The 19,554-nt window shown below is 63.4% G+C and carries 19 protein-coding genes and 1 pseudogene; 7 read left to right on the top strand and 13 right to left on the bottom strand.

Going from position 1 to position 19,554, the window contains the following annotated elements:
• Positions 1-139 precede the first annotated feature (139 nt).
• A complete protein-coding gene (gene corA, locus FSO04_RS25740) occupies positions 140-1,117 on the bottom strand; it encodes a magnesium/cobalt transporter CorA (RefSeq protein ID WP_154563787.1) in 978 nt (325 codons plus the stop codon).
• Positions 1,118-1,361: 244 nt separating this feature from the next.
• Positions 1,362-1,802, bottom strand: a complete 441-nt coding sequence (locus FSO04_RS25735) for a hypothetical protein (RefSeq protein ID WP_154563785.1) — start codon at positions 1,800-1,802, stop codon at positions 1,362-1,364.
• Positions 1,803-2,077: 275 nt separating this feature from the next.
• Between FSO04_RS25735 and cydX the strand changes: the two genes are divergently transcribed.
• Entirely contained in the window at positions 2,078-2,227 is a 150-nt protein-coding gene (cydX, locus tag FSO04_RS25730) for a cytochrome bd-I oxidase subunit CydX (RefSeq protein WP_154563835.1), read from the top strand.
• A complete protein-coding gene (locus tag FSO04_RS25725; RefSeq protein ID WP_168435844.1) occupies positions 2,224-2,844 on the top strand; it encodes a P-loop nucleotide/nucleoside kinase family protein in 621 nt (206 codons plus the stop codon). The genes cydX and FSO04_RS25725 overlap by 4 nt, the downstream gene beginning before the upstream one ends.
• 211 nt (positions 2,845-3,055) lie before the next feature.
• Here the strand turns inward: FSO04_RS25725 and FSO04_RS25720 are convergent, their stop codons facing one another.
• The 3 genes from FSO04_RS25720 to FSO04_RS25710 form a co-directional block, all read right to left on the bottom strand.
• The gene (locus FSO04_RS25720) at positions 3,056-4,153 is read right to left on the bottom strand and encodes a saccharopine dehydrogenase family protein (RefSeq protein ID WP_154563783.1); all 1,098 of its coding nucleotides are present in this window, start codon (positions 4,151-4,153) and stop codon (positions 3,056-3,058) included.
• A 224-nt stretch (positions 4,154-4,377) separates the two neighbouring features.
• Complete coding sequence (locus FSO04_RS25715; RefSeq protein WP_054039581.1) at positions 4,378-4,836, bottom strand: Lrp/AsnC family transcriptional regulator; 459 nt, start codon at positions 4,834-4,836, stop codon at positions 4,378-4,380.
• 169 nt (positions 4,837-5,005) lie between these two features.
• Positions 5,006-5,890 carry a LysR family transcriptional regulator gene (locus FSO04_RS25710; RefSeq protein WP_168435843.1) on the bottom strand — a complete coding sequence of 295 codons (885 nt, stop codon included), beginning with the start codon at positions 5,888-5,890 and terminating at the stop codon, positions 5,006-5,008.
• Positions 5,891-6,077: 187 nt separating this feature from the next.
• On the opposite strand from FSO04_RS25710, the pseudogene FSO04_RS25705 reads away from it, so the two are divergent.
• Both FSO04_RS25705 and FSO04_RS25700 read left to right on the top strand, forming a co-directional pair.
• Positions 6,078-6,594, top strand: a pseudogene (locus FSO04_RS25705) (Spy/CpxP family protein refolding chaperone).
• Between the two features lie 175 nt (positions 6,595-6,769).
• Positions 6,770-7,207, top strand: coding sequence for a PGDYG domain-containing protein (locus tag FSO04_RS25700; RefSeq protein WP_154563781.1), 438 nt, complete (start codon positions 6,770-6,772; stop codon positions 7,205-7,207).
• A 131-nt stretch (positions 7,208-7,338) separates the two neighbouring features.
• On the opposite strand, the gene FSO04_RS25695 is transcribed toward FSO04_RS25700, so the two are convergent.
• The 8 genes from FSO04_RS25695 to FSO04_RS25660 form a co-directional block, all read right to left on the bottom strand.
• Complete coding sequence (locus tag FSO04_RS25695; RefSeq protein ID WP_154563779.1) at positions 7,339-7,707, bottom strand: DUF3022 domain-containing protein; 369 nt, start codon at positions 7,705-7,707, stop codon at positions 7,339-7,341.
• Positions 7,708-7,807: 100 nt separating this feature from the next.
• On the bottom strand, positions 7,808-8,617 hold the full coding sequence (locus FSO04_RS25690) for a YhfC family intramembrane metalloprotease (RefSeq protein WP_154563777.1): 810 nt from the start codon (positions 8,615-8,617) through the stop codon (positions 7,808-7,810).
• A gap of 60 nt (positions 8,618-8,677) precedes the next feature.
• Positions 8,678-9,838: a LacI family DNA-binding transcriptional regulator gene (locus FSO04_RS25685; protein ID WP_154563775.1), complete on the bottom strand. Its 1,161-nt coding sequence runs from the start codon at positions 9,836-9,838 to the stop codon at positions 8,678-8,680.
• Positions 9,835-10,800, bottom strand: coding sequence for a 2-hydroxyacid dehydrogenase (locus FSO04_RS25680; protein ID WP_154563773.1), 966 nt, complete (start codon positions 10,798-10,800; stop codon positions 9,835-9,837). The genes FSO04_RS25685 and FSO04_RS25680 overlap by 4 nt, the downstream gene beginning before the upstream one ends.
• Before the next feature lie 4 nt (positions 10,801-10,804).
• Positions 10,805-12,100 carry an MFS transporter gene (locus FSO04_RS25675; RefSeq protein WP_154563771.1) on the bottom strand — a complete coding sequence of 432 codons (1,296 nt, stop codon included), beginning with the start codon at positions 12,098-12,100 and terminating at the stop codon, positions 10,805-10,807.
• Positions 12,101-12,383: 283 nt separating this feature from the next.
• Positions 12,384-13,367 carry a sugar kinase gene (locus FSO04_RS25670; RefSeq protein WP_154563769.1) on the bottom strand — a complete coding sequence of 328 codons (984 nt, stop codon included), beginning with the start codon at positions 13,365-13,367 and terminating at the stop codon, positions 12,384-12,386.
• A 182-nt stretch (positions 13,368-13,549) separates the two neighbouring features.
• Entirely contained in the window at positions 13,550-14,323 is a 774-nt protein-coding gene (locus tag FSO04_RS25665; protein WP_154563831.1) for a sugar phosphate isomerase/epimerase family protein, read from the bottom strand.
• Between the two features lie 149 nt (positions 14,324-14,472).
• The gene (locus tag FSO04_RS25660; RefSeq protein WP_154563767.1) at positions 14,473-15,507 is read right to left on the bottom strand and encodes a LysR family transcriptional regulator; all 1,035 of its coding nucleotides are present in this window, start codon (positions 15,505-15,507) and stop codon (positions 14,473-14,475) included.
• A 120-nt stretch (positions 15,508-15,627) separates the two neighbouring features.
• On the opposite strand from FSO04_RS25660, the gene FSO04_RS25655 reads away from it, so the two are divergent.
• From FSO04_RS25655 to FSO04_RS25645, 3 genes are all read left to right on the top strand, one after another.
• Entirely contained in the window at positions 15,628-16,719 is a 1,092-nt protein-coding gene (locus FSO04_RS25655) for a YeiH family protein (RefSeq protein WP_093644989.1), read from the top strand.
• A 145-nt stretch (positions 16,720-16,864) separates the two neighbouring features.
• Complete coding sequence (locus FSO04_RS25650; protein ID WP_154563765.1) at positions 16,865-17,602, top strand: glutathione S-transferase; 738 nt, start codon at positions 16,865-16,867, stop codon at positions 17,600-17,602.
• Between the two features lie 112 nt (positions 17,603-17,714).
• On the top strand, positions 17,715-19,448 hold the full coding sequence (locus tag FSO04_RS25645) for a ClcB-like voltage-gated chloride channel protein (RefSeq protein WP_168435842.1): 1,734 nt from the start codon (positions 17,715-17,717) through the stop codon (positions 19,446-19,448).
• The last annotated feature ends 106 nt before the right edge of the window (positions 19,449-19,554 follow it).

Here is a 19,554-nt window from a genome sequence, read left to right as displayed (position 1 = left end):
GGCAACGGTTCCTCGCTCAGTTTGTGCGTGGCAGATTTACCGCCGGCTGCAAGCTTAGCGGCCGGCGGGCCGCCTATGCTGGACTTTTATTGCGCACGGTGCAAGCGGGAATTAAGCGCAGCGATGGGCTAACGGTGTGTCAAAGCCAGCCGGACTTGCGAAAGCGCCAGTACAGGATCAGATCCACGGTCGCCATCACGGCAAGACAGACTGGATAGCCGAACTTGTAGTGCAACTCGGGGATCGTCTGGAAGTTCATCCCGTAGATACCGGCGATCATGGTCGGCACCGCGAACAATGCGGCAAACGAGCCGAGCCGCTTGGTCACCTCGTTTTCGACAAGCGAGATCATCCCCAGATTGACCTGCACCGCGGTCACAACCAGTTCGCGCCGGCCATCGATGATTCTGACGATCCGCTCGAGATGGTCGTAGACGTCGCGGAAATAGGCTTGCATGCCTTCGCAGACGCTCGGAATCCGGCCGCCCGTCAATTTGCCGATCGCTTCCTGAAGCGGCGCGATGTGGTGCTGCAGGATCACGAGACGACGTTTCAGCGAATACAGATCCTCGATGATTGCCCGCGACGCCACCGAATTGTTGCGCTCGAAGATGCGGTCTTCGAGCGCCTCGATCTCGGTGTTCATCGCCTCGACGATCGGAAAATAACGATCGACGATGTCGTCCGCCAGCGCGTACAGCACGAACGCCGAGCCCTCCTTGAGCAATTGCGGCTCGCGCTCGCAACGGGCGCGAACGTTCTGGAACCCGGCGCGCGTACCGCGGCGCACCGACAACACATAGTTGTGCCCCACGAACACGTCGACCTCGCCGATCAGCAGCTCGCCCTCTTCGTCCATTTCCACGGTATGCATGACGGCGAATAGCGACTCGCCGTACTCCTCGATTTTCGGACGCTGATGGCCGTTTTGCGCATCTTCGATCGCGAGTTCGTGCAGGCCGAACTCGTGCTGCATCACGGCCAGTTCTTCGGGCCCCGGGTCTTTGAGCGCAACCCAGACGAAGCACTCGGGCCGCGCCACGTAGTCGCTGATGCTATCGATATCGATATCGGCCAGCTTCCGGCCGTCCTGATAGGCGGCGCAATTGATTAGCATGTTGGATTACCTTGAAAACGGAACAGATCGGCCGGCTTCGCACTATGCGTAGGCCTCACACCAAGTCTGCATAAACGGATACACGATGCCCGCCATGTTAAGGGCTCTGCGTGACTGTCATGTATCCAATTGTTAAACGGTCAGACTGGAAACATAGCTAAAGCTTGCTTGCGGCAGCGGGCACTGTTCGCCACTGTTCAACACGCGCCTGCCGCAATCCCGCGTTGTCAGACCCGGCCCTGCGCTATTGCGCAACCCTGCGCAAAGCGATGCCGTGATCGTCGCCGAAGGTGACCGACGCGCGGTTCGTGTAGCGTGTATCGGCCGTGACCGTAAAGCGCATTTCCACGACCGGATCGAATTGCGTGGAGACACCGATGCGATGCACCCCCGGGCTCAGATAGAAGACCACATGTTCGCCGTTCATCAGATCGGTGACCTGCTCGCCGTCGATATACACCAAGGCATCGCGGAACCGGACGATAACGTCGCGGGAACGCTCGCGCCGCACGTCCACGGCGACCAGTCCGGTTCCCGGCTCCGTGTAACCGGGCTGGACGATGCGCGCTTGCGGCACCTCCTTGAACGGGACGGGCTCGGCCGGTGTCGAGGCGCAACCGGCGAGCAACGCGATGGCCAGCGCAAGCAGCGCGGCCTTGCAGCGGAAGTGCGGACGCATCGGCATGCTGGGTCTCCCGTGTTGTTGGTGGTGTTGCTCCTGTTATAGGCGCATTGCGAGATCCTGGCCGAACGGCCAACCGTCTTTGCGCCCTCTTGCGCGCTGCCGCGTTCTTCTTCATGATCGCTGCAAAGCGCTGCGCTGTGGGCGCCGCGCGCTGCGGATTTACCCTCGGATCCGCCGCGCACTATCTTTATCCGCCTGCATGTTTGCTTCTCTGTACCGACTATGCGTACTGCCTCACCGGCTACCTCGCCGGACATACGATCAAGGAGACCGCGATGTGGTATTTCACCTGGATTCTTGGCATCGGCGTGGCATTGGGCTTCGGCATCATCAATGTGATGTGGCTGGAGGCCAGCGGCAAATTCGCGCGTGACCCGCAGCACGCCGGCAGCCCGGCCGCCGCGCCCGAGGACACGTCTTCGTGACCCACCTGGTTTTCTTCTGCGGTCACGCCGGCACCGGCAAAACCACCCTGGCGAAGAAGCTGATCGGCCCGCTGATGCAGGCGAGCGCGACGCCCTTCTGCCTGCTCGACAAAGATACGCTGTTCGGCGGCTACAGCGCGGCCGCCATGGCCATGCTGACCGGCGATCCGAACGACCGCGACAGTCCGCTCTTTCTGCAACATCTGCGCGATCCCGAGTATCGCGGCCTGCTCGATACCGCCCGCGACAATCTCGAGCTCGGCGTCAGCGCGCTGGTGGTCGGGCCGCTCTCGCGCGAAGTGCGCGAGCGGCGCCTCTTCGATCGCGCCTGGCTTGGTATCGGCGCGGACGTGACGCTGCGGGTCGTATGGGTCTACACGTCCGAAGAGATGGCACATCAGCGCATCGTCGCGCGTGGCAATCCAAACGATGCCTACAAACTCGCGCATTGGGACGAGTATCGGCAGCGCCGCTTCGTGCCGAGCGGTGACATTTGCGAAGACCTGTTGATGTTCGACAACACCGCGCCAACCCGCGCGGATTACGAAGCGTTGCTCGCATGCCTCGTAGACGAGCCGCCTGTGGCGCCTGCGATGCTGCCGCCGCTGCCTGTGTAGCAGCCTATGTCACAGCCAGTGCCGCTGCCTGTATGGCTCGGGCGTTTCAAACTAGCAGCGGCGTTTCAAACGCAAAACGCCCCGCATGGCGGGGCGTTCATCAAACGGCCTTCTGCGAGGCCTGCTTCGTTGCTCGCGGCAATCACTACCGCGTCGTCGCACGGCCCTCGGTATTGAGCCTCTTTTGCAAACTCAACGCGACAGCCGCGGTTTACACCGTTGCCATCGCATCCAGCGACTGCCCTTCGTACAACTGGCCAAAGCGGTTCGCGAGGAAGTCGCGCAGCGACACCTGTTCCTGACGCACGAAACCGCTTTGCGGCAGCTTCTGCTCACGGAACAGATCAAGCACCGCGCACATCGCGCCGGCCGTGGTGATCTGAATGGCGCTCATCGGCACGCCGCACACCGTCTTCGCGAAGATCTTGCGGGTGAAGACTTCCTGCACCAGTTGACCGTCACGCATACCGCTCACGGTGATGAACACCAGCACGACGTCTTGCGCGGTCGCAGGCACCGAGCGGCGCATGATGGTCTTGAGCGTATCGCGGTCGCTCGAAAGACGCAGGTCTTCCAGCAGGAACTGCATCAGGTTGCGGTGGCCCGGATAGCGCACCGACTTGTAGTCGAGCGATTCGACGCGGCCTGCCAGCGTTTCGCATAGCGTACCCAGCCCGCCGGATGTATTGAAGGCTTCGTATTCGGTACCGTCGAGCGAGAAGTGTTCGAGGCCTTCCAGCGGCTGCACCCACTGCGTGCGGCTGTCGCGGATCGCTTCGCACGGCTGGCAGTACTCGTTGATGAGACCGTCGACGCTCCACGTCAGGTTGTACTTCAGCGCGTTGGTCGGGAACTCCGGCAGCGCACCGACGCGCATTTTCACGTCGCGGATTTCGGTGAAGCGGTTCGCCAGTTCATGCGCGGCGATGCCGATGAAGCCCGGTGCGAGACCGCACTGCGGCATGAAGGCGTGATCGGCGTCGTCGGCGATTGCACGAATCGCGCTGGTGGCGCGCACGTCTTCAGTCAGGTCGAAGTAATGAACGCCCGCACCCTTGGCGGCCGAGGCCACGTTCACCGCCAGGTAATACGGCAGCGCGTTGATGAGCGCGTCGAAGCCTTGAATGGCGGCACGCAGCGCGGCGGCATCGGCGGAATCGACACGGCGGGTCGGGATACCCTGGGCGGCGAGCTTGTCGAGCGCGTTCTGGTCGCGGTCGAACGCGACGACGTCGTAGTCGCCAGTTTCGCGCAACATATGGGCGATGGTGTGCCCGATCAAACCTGCGCCAACGATGGCTACTTTCATGCGCTTCTCCTTGTTCTGTGTATGCTGTCTCCAGCTTTGGAAGTGCGCTGCGCTTAGGCGCTGCGCCCGGCGGGCTGAACCCTTGAGACACAGTTTAGGGAGAAGCAAAAACAGTTCATACACGCAAAATGCTGCGCTATGACTATGAACTTCGACGTTATGACGACACAATTAGTCGATATGTCGAAAACATGTCAAAACGGCGTAAAAATTGGGCAGCGGGATCACACCATGCCGCGGTCGATCTTGCGCGCAAGAATGATCGACGTGGTGGTTCGCTCCACCCCTTCCAGGCCGCCGATCTCGTCGAGCAGATCGTTGAGGCGGTCGGGCGAATCGGCGCGCAGCCACGCGACATAGTCGAACTCGCCGCTGACCGCGCATAGCAGTTGCACCTCGGGCATCTTGCCGAGACGTTTCTGCACCGCCGGGCCGTACTTCGGCGCAATGATGATGCCGACGTACGCCTGGATGCTCGAGTCGAGCACATCCTGGCCGAGCCGCACGCTATAGCCGCCAATCACGTTGCTGCGCTCAAGCCGGGCGATCCGGGCGATCACGGTGGTACGCGCCACATCCAGTTGACGTGCGAGGTTGGCGACGCTCTCACGGGCGTTGGCTTGCAACAGCGCAACGAGGTTGCGGTCGAGGTCGTCGAGTTGGTCGAGGCGCGGAGGTCTCATCGAGGGCGAAAGAAGTTGGTCGGTAGTGAAGGATTATCGCGCGTCCTGGGCATCGGGCGGCAGGCAGAGGAACCCCGAACCATGGCAACGCGATGACGAGCGGCTAACAGCGAGCGGGAAGCGGCACGCAGGAAGCAGGAAATGCGGCGTAACAAGGCAAGCGGCAAGATCACGCCCCGAATCGCTCGATCACGAAATCGATGAAGCTGGTGAGCTTGGGTGTGGCGCGGCGGTCGCGTGAGTAGAGCAGATGGACGGGCGCGCCTTCGGGCAGATAGTCCTCCAGCACCGACACCAGTTCGCCACTGGCGATCTCTCTCGCAAGCAGCGCCTCCGGCTGCAACACCAGCCCGAAGCCGCGCAATGCCGCAACCTTGAGCGCCTGGCCGTTGTTCGCCCGGAACCGTCCGGCGCGCAACTGGTTTTCGTCCGCGCCCTCGCCGCCTAGCCGCCACAAGCCCTCGCGGCCCCAATGCAGAAAGCCGAGGCATTCGTGCTGCATGAGATCGGCCGGCGTGCGCGGTATGCCGGCCCGCTCCAGATAGGCCGGCGACGCGCATGCGCGCATCCGGTAAGGCTTCAACGGCCGCGCGACGAAACTGGAATCCGGCAAGCGACCGATGCGCACCGACGCATCGAAGCCTTCCTCCACGAGATCGATCACGCGATTCGACAGATCCAGTTCGAGGCTCACGTCCGGCCACGCACTCAGGTAGTCGGTCATCGCCGGGGCAAAGACTTCGACGCCGTAGGTCAGCGGCACCGTCACCTTCAGCACCCCGCGCGGCGCGGCCGCCATGGCCTCGGCGAGCGACTCCGCCTGCTTGACGTCGGCCAGAATGCGCCGGCACTGCTCGTAATATTGCCGGCCGATTTCAGTCAGGCTCTGACGCCGCGTGGTGCGTGTCAGAAGCCGCGTCGCGAGCCGCGTTTCGAGCGAGCGGATGTGCTTGCCCACCATCGCCGACGAAATGTCAAAGCGCTCGGCGGCCGCCGTGAGACTGCCCGCCTCGACCACCGCAACGAAAATTTCCATGCTGACGAATTTGTCCACCCGCTATTTCCTGTTCGTTTCGGTTGTAAGCGTTTGTCGCACAAGAGCCGCATTGTAGGGATATCGTGATACTAATAGCGGCGACGGCGAAGTGGGCAGCCGGCCGCCTTGCGTCGCTATGCGAACGCGCGTTTGGCCGCTCGCCATGCTCGCCTTGTCATAATTCGAACAGACATCAGGAGTTTCGATGAAAAAAGCACTCGTAATGCTGGCCACCGCAGTCGCCATGAGCGGCGCGTTCGCACAAACTTCCGCACCGGCCTCGGCACCGATGGGCGCCCCGGCTTCGGCGCCGGCCGCCAAAGCAGGCCACGAGCGCAATGTCGAAGACCGCATCGCCTACCTGCACACGCAGTTGAAGATCACGTCGGCGCAGGAATCGCAATGGAACGCGTTCGCCGATGTCATGCGCAGCAATGGCGAGACGATGGGGCAGTTGTTCCAGCAGCGCAAGGCCAACACGAATCTGTCAGCGATCGACGACATGAAGCAATACGCGACGATCGCGCAAGCGCATGCGGACGGCATGAAGAAACTGGTCGATGCGTTCGATCCGCTGTACAGCAGCTTCTCGCCTGAGCAGAAGAAACTGGCCGACGTGACGTTCCATCAGGGCGGCCCTGAAGGCGGTCATCGTCACCATGGCAAGGGCGACGCCAAGAAGGCACCGGCCGCTGCCGAGTGATGCGACTCTGAAGCCGTAAGAGATTAGTTACGCGGTTGGTGGCGCGCGGCGCGGGTTTCCGCGCTGCGCGCGCGGTTCTTTTGCCAATGGCAAAAGAAACCGATCTTCAAGTGCATCTGGCATGATTGCGAGTACGCAGCGTCGGGGCGCAAGGTCCCGGCCAGGCTGTCCATATCTCCACTCCCACTCGCGTCATGACCGAACTCAAAAATCTCGATCTGAGTCACGATGCCGACGCCCAGCGCGTCGTCAAAAACGAAACCGTGCGCGTTGAATTCGCCGCTGCCGAAGGCGAACTGATGAGCCTGGAAGGCCCGAACCGCTATGCCCGCGGCGACGCGCTGATCACCGGCTCGACCGGCGACCGCTGGGTCGTCTCGCGTGAACGTTTCGATGCCAAATACCTGCCGGAAGACACCGCCCTCGCTCACGGCGAACCGGGCGCATACCGCAACCGTCCCGCCGTCGTGCTGGCCAAACAGATGAATGAAGTGTTTTCACTGGCCCGCTCGGCGAGTGGCGGCGACGTGCTGCACGGCGCGGCCGGCGACTGGATCATGCAGTACGCCCCCGGCGACTACGGCGTGGTGCAGGCCGCCCGCTTCGCGAAGGTTTATCGGCTCGCGGACTGAGTCACGGCCCATGACTCACAGCCTGTGATTTACAGCCTGTGACCCACTGCCGGTGGGTCGTGGCCGGCTGGGCGCGCTAAGCCCAGCGGCACTCAAGCCCGCCTTCTACCCAGGGTCTTGAGTCAATCGCTTCAGGCAAACTCGTCGCCGAGATCCACCGTCACATCGCGCGGCACCGCCTCGCCGTTCGCGTACTGTTCTTCAAGCGAGCCAATGCTCGCTTCGACATATGCACGCAGCACGGCGAAACTCCGACCTCGCAGCCGCGCCGGCAACGCGCGATAACGCGCCAACGCCGTCGGCGCAATCACCACGGTCATCACGATACGGCGCGCGGTTGCACCGAAACGCATGGCCACCCAGTGAATCGCCAGCGCAGGCGTGCTGTCTTCGCCCGCACGCTGGATGAACTGCGTCTGCTCGGGAAACAGATCGCTGATAACGCGCGCCAATTCCTCGAACTCGGGATTCGCGCAGTCGTATTGGTAAGCTTCTTCCATGAAATGTGCCGAAAGGATGAGCCTGAACGGCGTACCGCAAGGGTACGCCGAAAGTTAGAGAATCACGGATGGCCGGTGTAACAAGCGACCCACAAGCGGCTCACGCGGCAAGCGCCGGGCGACGGAACGCTCTGAACAACAGGCCCGCGACGATCACCGCCCCCAGCGCATACACGCCGTCCACGGCAGCGAGCGGCACGAGCTGCGCCTGGAACAACGCAGCCGGCACGTCGACCAGCGCATGCAACACAATCGCGAGCGGCAGGATTCCACGCCAGCCCGCCCGCAGCCCACGCCACATCAGCACCGACAAACCGATCTGGAACACCAGCGCGGCCACCCGTTCGAGCGCGAAAATGCCGGCCGTCTGCGGCGTCAGGCTGGCGAGGATCAGGTGGATGCGCATCACCGAGTCGGTCGGCAGATTGCTCAGATAGCCATCCAGCTCGCCGCGATTTTCGAAGATGGCGAACAGGATCCATTGAATCTGCACCAGCACGCCGACCAGCCAGGCTTCAGCGCCGCCGTGGCCGAGGCCATAGGTCAGCGCCGTGCCGTCACCCGTGCCCGCGGCGGACGCGGACTTCGCTGCCGCACGCTTGAGCAGCAGCCGCATTCCGATGAACCGCCCCACTTCCTCGCAGATCCCCGCCGCCAGCGCGCCATACACTACGAAGGCCAGCGGATTGGACAGGAAGGTCGCGGTCGCTTCGTTCCGATGCAGCACGTAGTCGTTCAGCGCGCGCTCGATCACCATCGCGAACAGCGCGAACACGGCGATGCCGGTGATCGCGTCGCGGGGGTTCAGCGCGAGCGGCCGGCGCAGACGGCGGTAGATCAGGAACGGTAAGGCGGCGATGAACAGCGTCGCGACGGCGAGGCTCGAGAGGGTAAGCGGTGCAACAACCATGGGTTTCCTTGCGAAGACCGGCGCGCACCCGCTGCGCGCCGCAGCCCGAATGATCGCAGATCAGCGCGAAGTTGACGCGCGGACGATCAATTCGCCTGGCAAGAGGCAGTCGCGCGCGGTGGTCTGGATCCCTTCGATGCGCTCATGGAGGAACTCGACCGCGCGGTAGCCGATCTCGTAGGTCGGCTGGCGGATCGCGGTGATGCCCGTCAATTCGGCCCATTCGGGATCGTCGATCGACAGCAGCGCGACGCGCGCCTGCCAATCCGCACCGTAGCGCGCTTTCAGATGCAGGGCGAGACACAGCGCGACGGGGGCGTTGGCCGCGAACAAGGCGATGCGCCTGCCTTTGCCGCCGGTGCGATCTATGGCGCTGCGTGTTGCGTTATCTGTCACGCTGGCCGCGGCGCCGCCAAGGTCGCCAGCCGCGTCAATTGCGCGGTCGAGTTCGGCGAGAGCGCGCTCGACGGCTGCCGGCTCCGCAAGATTCAGTACCAGCGTATGCCCGCGCGCGCCGCCCTTGCCGCCTTCGTCTTTGCCGCTAGGGCCGTGCGCGCCACTCGCGCCGCCCACGCCGCTCATCACCTCGCGAAACGCCGCCTCGCGCAGTTGCCGCGAACTGACTTGCTCGAAGGGCTGCACGACAAACCAGATATCGTCGAAACCGTTGTCGAGCAGATGCCGCGTGCCGAGTTCGGCAGCCGCCCGGTTGTCCAGCCCAACCATGTCGGCGACGAGCCCATCCACCAAACGGTCGACCAGCACCGCCGGAATCCCCCCACCGCCCACCGGCCGCAGCGTTTCCTCGCGCACGCCGAGCGCGTTGACGATCACGCCTTCCACGCGATACGTGGTCAGCAGTTGCAGATAGCGCCGCTCCATTTCGACTTCGTTGGCCGCGTGACAGATGAGCGGCATCAACCCGAGCGCATGGCAAGCGGCTTCCACGCCTTGCAGTACTTCGACGGAATACGGGTTGGTCAGATCGGCGAGCAACATGCCGATCAGGCGATTGCGGCCACGCTTGAGGCCGCGCGCCATCTGGTTCGGCTGATAGTTGAGGCGCTCGATGGCCGCCTCGATGCGCGCGCGCAATTCCGGCGACAGCACACTCATCTCGCCGTTCAGATAGCGCGAGATACTGGTCTTGCCCGTACCGGCTTCGCGCGCGACGTCGGTAATCGTCGCGCGGCGCGGGGCGGCAAGCGGCGTCGTGCTCATTTCTTCAACACTTCGCGGTTGACGATGTTGGTCGCGAGCGTTCCGTCGAGCGCGGCAGCGAGGTTTTCCGCCGCGTTGAGCGCCATCGCATGACGAGTCTCGTGCGTCGCTGAGCCGATATGCGGCAGCGCGACCACGTTGGCCATTTTCAGAAGCGGCGAATCGGTCGGCAGCGGCTCGGTCTCGAACACGTCCAGACCCGCACCGTGAATCGTGCCGTTTTGCAGGGCTTCGATCAGCGCCTGTTCATCGACCGTGGCGCCGCGCGACGCGTTAATCAGAATCGCGCTCTTCTTCATCGACTTGAATTCGGCCGCACCGATCATGTGCTTCGTCTCGGGCGTAAGCGGCACTTGCAGGCAGACGAAGTCAGCGGTGGCGAGCAACTCCGCCAACTCGACGCGGCGCGCGCCGTATGCCTGTTCCGCCTGCGCGTTCGCACTGCGGTTCGTGTAGAGCACCTTCATGTTGAAACCGAGCGCCGCACGCCGCGCGACCGCGCCGCCGATCCGTCCCAGCCCGACGATGCCGAGCGTCTTGCCCTGCACGTCGACGCCGAAATGCGCGGGTCCGATGCTTTGCTTCCACTCGCCCGCCTTCACCCAATCCGCGAGCTCGACCACGCGCCGCGCCGACGCGAGGATCAGCGAGAACACCGTATCCGCCGTGGACTCGGTCAGCACGTCCGGCGTGTGCGCGAGCACGATGCCGCGGCGCGTGAGGTCGGCAACATCGAACTGGTCGAAGCCCACCGAGATGGTCGACAAAGCCTTCAGCCGGCTTGCGCCTTCAAGCATCGCCGGCGTGATTTTCACGCTCGAACCGATGCCGCCATCCGCGTCCTTCAATGCGGCGACGAACGTGTCGTGCTGCGCGGGATCGACCTGCACGACTTCCGCATGCTGTTGCAGATACGCGAGCACATCCTCGGGCAGCGACTTCCAGGCGACGATCTTCTTCATCAGCTTATTTTCCTTGCAACGGTGTAGCGAGCGTGGCGCCCTTGCTCAGCGGCTGTGCTTGTGCCTGCGGTTTGACGATCAACGTCAGAATCACCGCGGCGATCAGGGCCACGCTCATGAACGCATAGGATGCCGCAGGCGTTCCGGTCGCGCCGTTCAAATAGCCGACTACGTACGAACCGACGAACGAACCGAGTGCGCCCATGCTATTGATCAGCGCCATCGCGCCGCCCGCGACGTTCTTCGGCAGCAACTCCGGCACGATCGCGAAGAACGGCCCATACGGCGCATACATTGCGCCGCCGGCAATCACCAGCAACGCGTACGACATCCAGAAGTGCGTGGAGCCGAGCGCGTACGACGCGGCGAACGCGATCGCGCCGACCAGCAGGAACGGCCACACGAACACTTTGCGGCGGTTGAGTTTATCCGATGCCCACGAAGCCGCAAGCATGGCGATCGTTGCCGCCAGATACGGCAGCGCCGAAAGCCAGCCGGTTTCGACCATGCCGAGCGTCGAACCGTTCTTCAGGATCGACGGCAGCCACAACACGAAACCATACACGCCGATGCTCCAGCAAAAATATTGCGCGCACAGTTTGATCACCGCGGGCGTGCGGAACGCTTCGCTGTAATTGCGCATCGGTTTGATGGCGGCCTGTTCGGCGCGCAAGGTTTCCGCGAGGTCGTCCTTCTGTTGCTGCGTGAGCCACGATACCTGTTGCGGCTTGTCCTGCACGATGAACCACCAGCACACCGCCCAGAGAATCGCGGGCGCGCCTTCGGCGATGAACATGTGCCGCCAGCCGAACGAGTGCACCAGATAGCCGGATACCACCGACATCCACAGCACCGTCACCGGATTGCCGAGAATCAGGAAGGTGTTGGCGCGGGAACGCTCGCTCTTCGTGAACCAGTTGCTGATGAAAATCAGCATCGCCGGCATCACCGCGGCCTCGACCACACCGAGCACGAAGCGGATCACCATCAGTGAGGGAATATTGCTGACCATACCGGTCAGCGCCGCGCAACCGCCCCACAGGATCAGGCTCCAGAACACGAGCTTTTTCACGCTGCGGCGTTCCGCGTATATCGCGCCGGGAATCTGGAAGAAGAAATACCCGAGGAAGAACAACGCGCCGATTAGCGACGACAAGCCCTTACTGATGCCGAGATCCTGGTTGATGCCGGCGGCCGATGCGAAACCGTAGTTCGCGCGGTCGAGATAAGCCAAGCTGTACGTGATGAATACGATCGGCATGATCGTCCACCAACGGCGAATCGCAAGCGATGAAGTCATGGGAGTCTCCTTTGTCGACCAGAGTTGGCGCTTTAGCGCTTACTCTGGTCCCATGCAGTTGCGGTCGACCAGAGTTGGCGCTTTAGCACTTACTCTGGTCCCATGCAGTTGCGGTCGACCAGAGTTGGTGCAAAGCACTTACTCTGGTCCCATACAAGAAAGTTGCTAACGGCTTCCCGAAGCAATGATGGGCGGTCATGGGGCGCTGTTCGAGCGCTCTTGCTGTTATCGAGCCAGCTAATACCGAATCCGGCTGAGTGCGCCGGGCGCGGCTCATCCGCAGTCAGGCCGCGGTGGCGACGCGCGGCACGTCGGCGCGTTCGAGCGCGTCGAGTTCGGCGCGGCTCGGCAGGCCTTCCGAATCACCGATCACCTGAATCGCCAGGGCGCCAATGCGGTTGCCGCGCGCGACTGCTTGCGGCAATGTCCTGCCTTCGAGCAACGCACTGACCACGCCGACGGCGAAACCATCGCCCGCGCCGACCGTGTCCACCACCTTCGCAACCGGCTGACCGGCGATCACGGCGGCATCGTCGGCGGTGCGGAAGTACGCGCCTTCTGCGCCGAGCTTGATGATCACGCCAAGCGCGCCCTGGTCGAGATAAAACCTGGCGATGTCATCCGGCTGTGTGTAACCGGTCAGAATCTCGCCTTCGCCGATGCCCGGCAGCACCCAGTCGGCCAGTGCGGCGAGCGCATTCAAACCTTCGACCATCGCGGCGCGCGAGGGCCACAGCGTCGGGCGCAGATTCGGGTCGAACGAGATCGTCTTGCCAGCGGCACGCATTTCACGCGCCAGATGGAACGCGAGTTCGCACGAACTGGCTGAGATGGCCGGCGCCACACCTGTCAGATGCAAGTGACGCGCGGACAGCACGTAATCAGCCACGTAGTCAGCCAAGGACAGATGGCTCGCCGCCGACCCTTTGCGGAAATACTCGATGGCCGGATCACTGCCGTCGTCGTTCTTCGACTTCAACTGGAAACCGGTCGGGTAGCGATCGTCGGTGGTCACGCAGCGCTGGTCGATGCCTTCTTTCGTCAGCGTGTCGCGCACGTACTGGCCGAACGAATCGTTGCCGACGCGGCTCATCCAGCCCACCTTGAAACCGAGGCGCGACAGGCCGATCGCCACGTTCAGATCGGCGCCCGCGACGCGCTTGGTAAATTGCCCGACACCGGCGAGCGCGCCTGTTTCGGCGGCCACGAACATGGCCATCGCTTCGCCGTAGGTGATGACGTCGAGTGCTGCGTTTGTGTTGCTCATCCTTCGCTCCTGCGTGTTTCTGCGTGTTCCTGTTTGCTGCCTGTTTTTTGCGTGTGCCGCCTTGCGTGTGCTGCTTTGCTTGCGCTTCTCTGCATGCTTCCACCCGTACCGCGTGTACTTCTCCACACGCGCTTTTTGCCGGACGTTTTTTGGGTACCGCTCTCTCAGGTCCTGCGCGCCGCTTACGCAGCGGCCAGCCATGCGACGTAGTGCGCTGCGTCCGCATCGATACGGTTCGCATCGAACGGAAATTCAATGCCGCGCGGCACGTGGCGCGGCAGCTTGTCGAGCACCGCGGCGAACTGCGTGTCGCCGGCGGCCGGCGCGGCCGGAAAGCGCCGCGCGCCCTCGCCCACCGTCGTCTTGCAATGGATGTATTCGACATGCGCAGCCAGCGGCCCGGCGGCATCGAGCGGCGCGACATCGCGCCAGGCCCAGTTGCCGATGTCGAAGGTCATGCCAAGCAGACCAGCGTGGCCTTCACGCTCCAACGCATCGAACAGGCCGGTGAATTGCGCCAGCGAACCGCCTTCAGCCAGTTGACCGTTTTCGACGACGAGCCGCACGTCCGCGCAGCGCACGCAATCGGCGATCACTGCGGCGTTAGCCTCGGCGCCAAACCCGCCGAGTTGCAGCTTCACGAAGCGCGCGCCCAGCGCGATCGCTTCTTCAATCGAGACGCGCAGTGCGTCGGCGTCGAGCCTGCCATCCGGCGTGTACAGCGACGCGGGTGTCGAGTAGACGGACCACAGCCCGAGGGCCGCAATCTCCTTGCCGAGCGCGCGTAACGCCTGCGGCGCGGCGTCGGCTTCGTCCGCGAACAGTTCGCGACGCACTTCGAAGCCCGTGGCGCCGGCCTGTTTGCTCGCGTCGGCCCACTTCAGATGACCGTGCGTGCGAACCGCGTCCATCCCGAATGCGCTTGCGACGATCACCACGTCCACCGCGTCAGTCATGTCGAATTTACTCAAATCTGTCTCATGATCGGCATTTGGAACCGGTTCCAAACACGTTTCGAAAAAAAGCGCCGAGGCGCTTGCGATGCCCGAATAGTGCGCCGGACGAGGTGTCATGCACCATAGTGGAAATCCCCAGGAAACCTTGATCAGGGTCCGTCCGCAAGGCACAGCGCGAGGAACTGTTCGACCACCCGCGATGGCGCACTCGCATGCGGCACCAGAATCGACAGCCGCCGTGTCAGCGGTTCCGGGCTCAACGAGAACAGGCACAGCGCGCCGTCCTCATGCCGCATCGACATCGCCGAGACGAAACCGATGCCCATGCCTGCCCGCACCGCCTCCTTGACGCCTTCGACCCCGGCAATCTCCAGCGCCACGCGCATCGGCACGCCCGCCCGGGCAAAGGCTCGCTCGACGATCTGCCGCACGCCCGACCCGGCTTCGCGCAGCACCAGCGGATGCGGGCCGAACGCCGCCAGCTCCGCCCGGCCGCCGTTGATATCCGCTCGTTTTTCTACCGCCCCCGGCGCTGCGCCTTCTAGCGCTCCTGCCGTTCCGCTTTCTACCGCTCCTGACACTCCGACCCCGTCCGCCCCATCTGCCGCAACAGCCCTGCCCGCGCCACCCGCCAACGCCAACGCCACCGCCACCGCCAGCGGATGCGTGCGCGGCATGATCGCGACGATCTCATCCTCACGCCACGCGTGCACCGCGGTATCCGGTGGCAGATCCGAGCCGACCGGACCTTCGATCATCGCGATATCCACCGAGCCCAGCGCACCGACGATCTCCGTGGTGTTGCCATCGGCGGTATGCAGCGTCACGTCGGGGTAGTGGCGATGAAAATCCGCGATCAGGTACGGCAGCAGATAGCTCGCCGGCGTGGTGCTTGCGCCGATGCGCAAGGTGCCCTGCTCGAGGCCGCGCAGCGCGTCGCGATACGCATGCGCCTGTCGCCACGTATCGCGCAGCCGGGTCGCATAGCTGGCGAGTTGCTCGCCGGCGGGTGTCAGGCGCACGCCGCGCCCATCGCGCAGGTAAAGCGGCTCGCCGAATTCGTCCTGCAACTGGCGCAATTGGCCGGATACCGCCGGCTGCGATAGATGCAACGCCACAGCCGCCCGGCTGATGTTGCGATGCTCTGCGACAGCTGCAAACGTTATAAGTTGGTCCGGGGTCATGGCGGGCTAAATATCCGTTGAACTGATACTTCACATTCTAAATCACGATTTTTCATATCGATATATCTAATTTAGGATTGGGCCTATCGAATCAAGACAGTCATAGGAAGGCGCTACGCCATGTCCACCGCTCATCTCACCGCTTCCGCCGCACCCGCGGGGTCATCCACCCGCGGCCAACTCAACGGCATTCTGTTCGTTGCGCTGTTCGCCGCGGCCGTGACCCGCATCGCCTCGATCCCGGCCATCGCCGGCCTGGGCCTGAGCCCGCTGATCGTCGGCATCGTGGCCGGCGCCATTTACGGCAACGCGCTGCGTGACGGCATGCCCGAAAGCTGGGCGGCCGGAGTCAACTTCTCGGCGCGCAAACTCCTGCGCATCGCCGTGGCGTTTTTCGGGCTGCGTGTCAGCCTGCAGGAAATCGCCCAGGTCGGTTTGCCCGGTCTCGCTGAATCGGTGCTGATCGTCGTGAGCACGCTGGTGATCGGCACGTGGGCCGGGATGAAGATCATGAAGCTCGACCGCGACACGGCGCTGCTGACGGCTGCGGGCAGCGCGATCTGCGGCGCGGCTGCCGTGCTCGCGTTCGAGTCGACGCTGCAATCCAAGCCGCATAAGAGTGCGATGGCGGTAGGCAGCGTGGTGCTGTTCGGCACCCTCTCGATGTTCCTTTACCCGGTGCTGTTCAAGGCGGGCTGGCTGCATCTCGACACGGTTGGCGCGGGTCTGTTCTTCGGCGGCACGATTCACGAAGTGGCGCAGGTGGTCGGCGCAGCCAGTAACGTGAGCCCGGAAGCGACCCACATCGCGACCATCGTCAAGATGACCCGTGTGATGCTGCTGGTGCCGGTGCTGCTGGTCGTCGGCATGTGGGTGAACCGCTCGGCACGCAACGCAGCCGCCTCCGCAACGGCCGAAGACGGCAAGCAACACGCCCCGCGCAAGCTGGCGATTCCCTGGTTCGCGCTCGGTTTCCTGGCCTTCGTCGTGATCAACTCGCTGCACGTTCTGCCGGAAAGCACGACCAGCACGCTGAACATGCTCGACACCTTCGCGCTCACCATGGCCATGACCGCGCTCGGTATCGAAACCCGCATCGCGCAGATCCGTCAGGCCGGCCCCCGCGCCTTGACCACCGGCTTCATCCTGTATGTGTGGTTGATTGCCGGCGGACTGGGTATCACATGGACTGTCCAGCACCTGTTCGGCTAAGCCGTCCCCGCCTCGTCGCCAACCCCGCCGCGTGCGGGGTTTTGTGCGTTCAGGAGAACCAGCCGTCACTCATGCGCGGCATACTGGTTGCTGACGTTATCCGTTCACGCAAACCTGTTCATGCAACTGGAATGAGGACTGATCGATGAGCCTGGAACTTTACTATTGGGACGGCCTGCAAGGTCGTGGCGAATTCGTGCGGCTGGCCCTGGAAGAAGCCGGCGCAGACTACGTGGAAGTGGCGCGCGGCGAACCATCCGATGGCCTCGGCACAAACGCGATGATGACGCTGATGAAGAGCAAGGACGCGCCCTATCCACCGTTCGCGCCGCCGTTTCTGAAGGACGGCGATCTGGTGATCGCGCAGACCGCCAACATCCTGTTCTACCTCGGCCCGAAGCTCAATCTCGCGCCATCGGTTGAAAGCCTGCGCTATGTCGCCAACGGACTGCAACTGACGATCGCCGACATGGTGACCGAAGCGCACGACACGCATCATCCGCTCGCCAGTGCGTTGTATTACGAAGACCAGAAAGACGCGGCCAAAGTGCGCGCGCACGACTTCATCGACCACCGGATTCCGAAGTTCATGAAGTACTTCGAGCGCGTGCTGAAACAGAACCCTGCCGGCGACACGTTCATGGTGGACGACGCGCTCACTTACGTCGACCTGTCGATGTTCCAGTTGATCGACGGTCTGCTGTACGCGTTTCCGCGCGCGCTCAAGCGTTTCGGCGAACACTATCCGCGTCTTGCGGCCTTGCACGACGCGGTGATCGAGCGGCCGAACATCGCCGCTTATCTCCAGTCCGACCGGCGCATCGCGCACAACGAGGCCTGCATCTTCCGGCACTACCCGGAACTCGACAAGGCGGCGACTTGATCCGCGCCGCGCTCCTTCGCGACCCTTCCGCATCGCACCCGCTTCCGCCACCGGGCGCGATGCTGTTACCGTACGCGCATTCCATCCACCCATCACGCCCTCTCCTGCCGACGTGCTTTCATTCCTGCTGAAGCTGCGCACCCGCGCCCAAACCCTGTTCCGTCTCTCCGACGCCCATACGATGCTGGTCTGGTCGGTGGTGGTCGGCGTCGCGGGCGCGTTCGCGACGATTGCCTTTCGCGAAGGCATCGCGTTGCTGCAACTGGCGACGGTCGGCAAGTCCGGCAGTTTCGTCGAAATGGCGCGCAGCTTGCCGTGGACGGTGCGCGTGTGGCTGCCCGCCGCGGGCGGCCTGATCGCCGGCTTCTTTCTGCTGATCGCGCAGCGTCACGTCGACAAGTGCAATCACATCGACTACATGGAAGCGGTCGCGATCGGCGACGGCGTGGTGCCGGTGAAGTTGAGCTTCTGGCGCAGCGTGTCCTCGCTGTTCACGATTTCGAGCGGCGGCTCGATCGGCCGCGAAGGTCCGATGGTGCAACTGGCGGCGCTGGCCGCGTCGTTGATCGGCCGCTGGGTGCATTTCGACCCGCCGCGTCTGCGCCTGCTCGTCGCCTGCGGCGCGGCGGCCGGGATTACCTCCGCGTACAGTGCGCCGATTGCCGGCGCGTTTTTCGTCACTGAAATCGTGCTCGGCTCGATCGTGATGGAAAGCTTCGGCCCCGTGGTCGTTTCAGCGGTGGTCGCCAACATCACCATGCGCGAGTTCACCAGCTACAAGCCGCCGTACGAAATGCCGGTGTTTCCGCCCGTGGCGGGCGCCGAAGTCCTGTTGTTCGTTGGGCTCGGGCTGCTGTGCGGTGCAGCCGCGCCGCAGTTTCTGCGGCTGATGGACTTCTCGAAAGCAAACTTTCGCAAACTGCCCGTGCCGTTGCCCATCCGGCTGGCGCTGGGCGGTCTGATCGTCGGCATTCTGTCGGTATGGACGCCCGAGGTGTGGGGCAACGGTTACAGCGTCGTCAATTCCATTCTGCATTCGCCGTGGACGTGGAGCGCGCTCGTCCTCGTGCTGGTGTTCAAGATCGTCGCGACGTCGGCGACTGTGGGTTCAGGCGCGATCGGCGGGGTGTTCACGCCGACGCTCTTCGTCGGCGCGGTGGTTGGCTCGCTGTTCGGCCTCGGCATGCACGCGTTGTGGCCGCACGGCACCTCGGCGCCGTTCGCCTATGCGATGGTCGGCATGGGCGCGTTTCTGGCCGGCGCCACACAGGCGCCGCTGATGGCGATCCTGATGATCTTCGAAATGACGCTCAGCTATCAGGTGGTGCTGCCGCTGATGCTGTCGTGCGTGGTCGCGTATTTCGTGTCGCGCGCGATCGGCAAGACGTCGATGTACGAAATCACGCTACGCCGCAATCAGGAGGAACAGGAACGCACGCGTCTACGCGCGACGCAGATGCGCGAACTGATCCGTCCCGCCGAAACCGTCGTGCCCCCGAACGCGACCGTGCAGGATATGACGCGCGTGTTCCTCGAATATCCGGTGAAGTATCTGTACGTTGCCAACGAGTCCGGTGCGTTTCTCGGCGTGGTCGCGCTCAAGGACATCACCTCCGATCTGCTCGACAAGCGCGACACCTCAGCAAAAACCGCCGCGGATTACCTGCAGCCGCATTTCGATGTGCTCACGCCGGATATGCCGCTCGGCGTTGCGTTGCAGCACTTTATGGCGTTCCAGGGAGAGCGCTTGCCGGTCGTCGAAAGCACCGCGGACCCGAAGCTGGCCGGGGTGGTGTACAAGACTTCGCTGCTCGATGCGTACTTCCGAATGAATCCGACGCGCTGAGGCCGGGGGTCGGGCTTTCGGGCTTTCGGGCACTCCGGCTATCGGGCTATCGGGCTATCGGGCTATCGGGTGCGAAGTCGCTCGGTCGATTGCCGAGTCATTGGCC

This window comes from Paraburkholderia madseniana, assembly GCF_009690905.1.
GTDB lineage: Bacteria > Pseudomonadota > Gammaproteobacteria > Burkholderiales > Burkholderiaceae > Paraburkholderia > Paraburkholderia madseniana.
This window is presented reverse-complemented; position numbering and strand designations above follow the sequence as displayed.

Coding starts and splice junctions, on each gene's coding strand:
- corA (WP_154563787.1), bottom strand. CDS start 1,117: ATGCTAATCAATTGCGCCGCCTATCAGGACGGCCGGAAGCTGGCCGAT.
- FSO04_RS25735 (WP_154563785.1), bottom strand. CDS start 1,802: ATGCCGATGCGTCCGCACTTCCGCTGCAAGGCCGCGCTGCTTGCGCTG.
- cydX (WP_154563835.1), top strand. CDS start 2,078: ATGTGGTATTTCACCTGGATTCTTGGCATCGGCGTGGCATTGGGCTTC.
- FSO04_RS25720 (WP_154563783.1), bottom strand. CDS start 4,153: ATGAAAGTAGCCATCGTTGGCGCAGGTTTGATCGGGCACACCATCGCC.
- FSO04_RS25715 (WP_054039581.1), bottom strand. CDS start 4,836: ATGAGACCTCCGCGCCTCGACCAACTCGACGACCTCGACCGCAACCTC.
- FSO04_RS25700 (WP_154563781.1), top strand. CDS start 6,770: ATGACCGAACTCAAAAATCTCGATCTGAGTCACGATGCCGACGCCCAG.
- FSO04_RS25695 (WP_154563779.1), bottom strand. CDS start 7,707: ATGGAAGAAGCTTACCAATACGACTGCGCGAATCCCGAGTTCGAGGAA.
- FSO04_RS25690 (WP_154563777.1), bottom strand. CDS start 8,617: ATGGTTGTTGCACCGCTTACCCTCTCGAGCCTCGCCGTCGCGACGCTG.
- FSO04_RS25685 (WP_154563775.1), bottom strand. CDS start 9,838: ATGAGCACGACGCCGCTTGCCGCCCCGCGCCGCGCGACGATTACCGAC.
- FSO04_RS25680 (WP_154563773.1), bottom strand. CDS start 10,800: ATGAAGAAGATCGTCGCCTGGAAGTCGCTGCCCGAGGATGTGCTCGCG.
- FSO04_RS25675 (WP_154563771.1), bottom strand. CDS start 12,100: ATGACTTCATCGCTTGCGATTCGCCGTTGGTGGACGATCATGCCGATC.
- FSO04_RS25670 (WP_154563769.1), bottom strand. CDS start 13,367: ATGAGCAACACAAACGCAGCACTCGACGTCATCACCTACGGCGAAGCG.
- FSO04_RS25665 (WP_154563831.1), bottom strand. CDS start 14,323: ATGACTGACGCGGTGGACGTGGTGATCGTCGCAAGCGCATTCGGGATG.
- FSO04_RS25660 (WP_154563767.1), bottom strand. CDS start 15,507: ATGACCCCGGACCAACTTATAACGTTTGCAGCTGTCGCAGAGCATCGC.
- FSO04_RS25655 (WP_093644989.1), top strand. CDS start 15,628: ATGTCCACCGCTCATCTCACCGCTTCCGCCGCACCCGCGGGGTCATCC.
- FSO04_RS25650 (WP_154563765.1), top strand. CDS start 16,865: ATGAGCCTGGAACTTTACTATTGGGACGGCCTGCAAGGTCGTGGCGAA.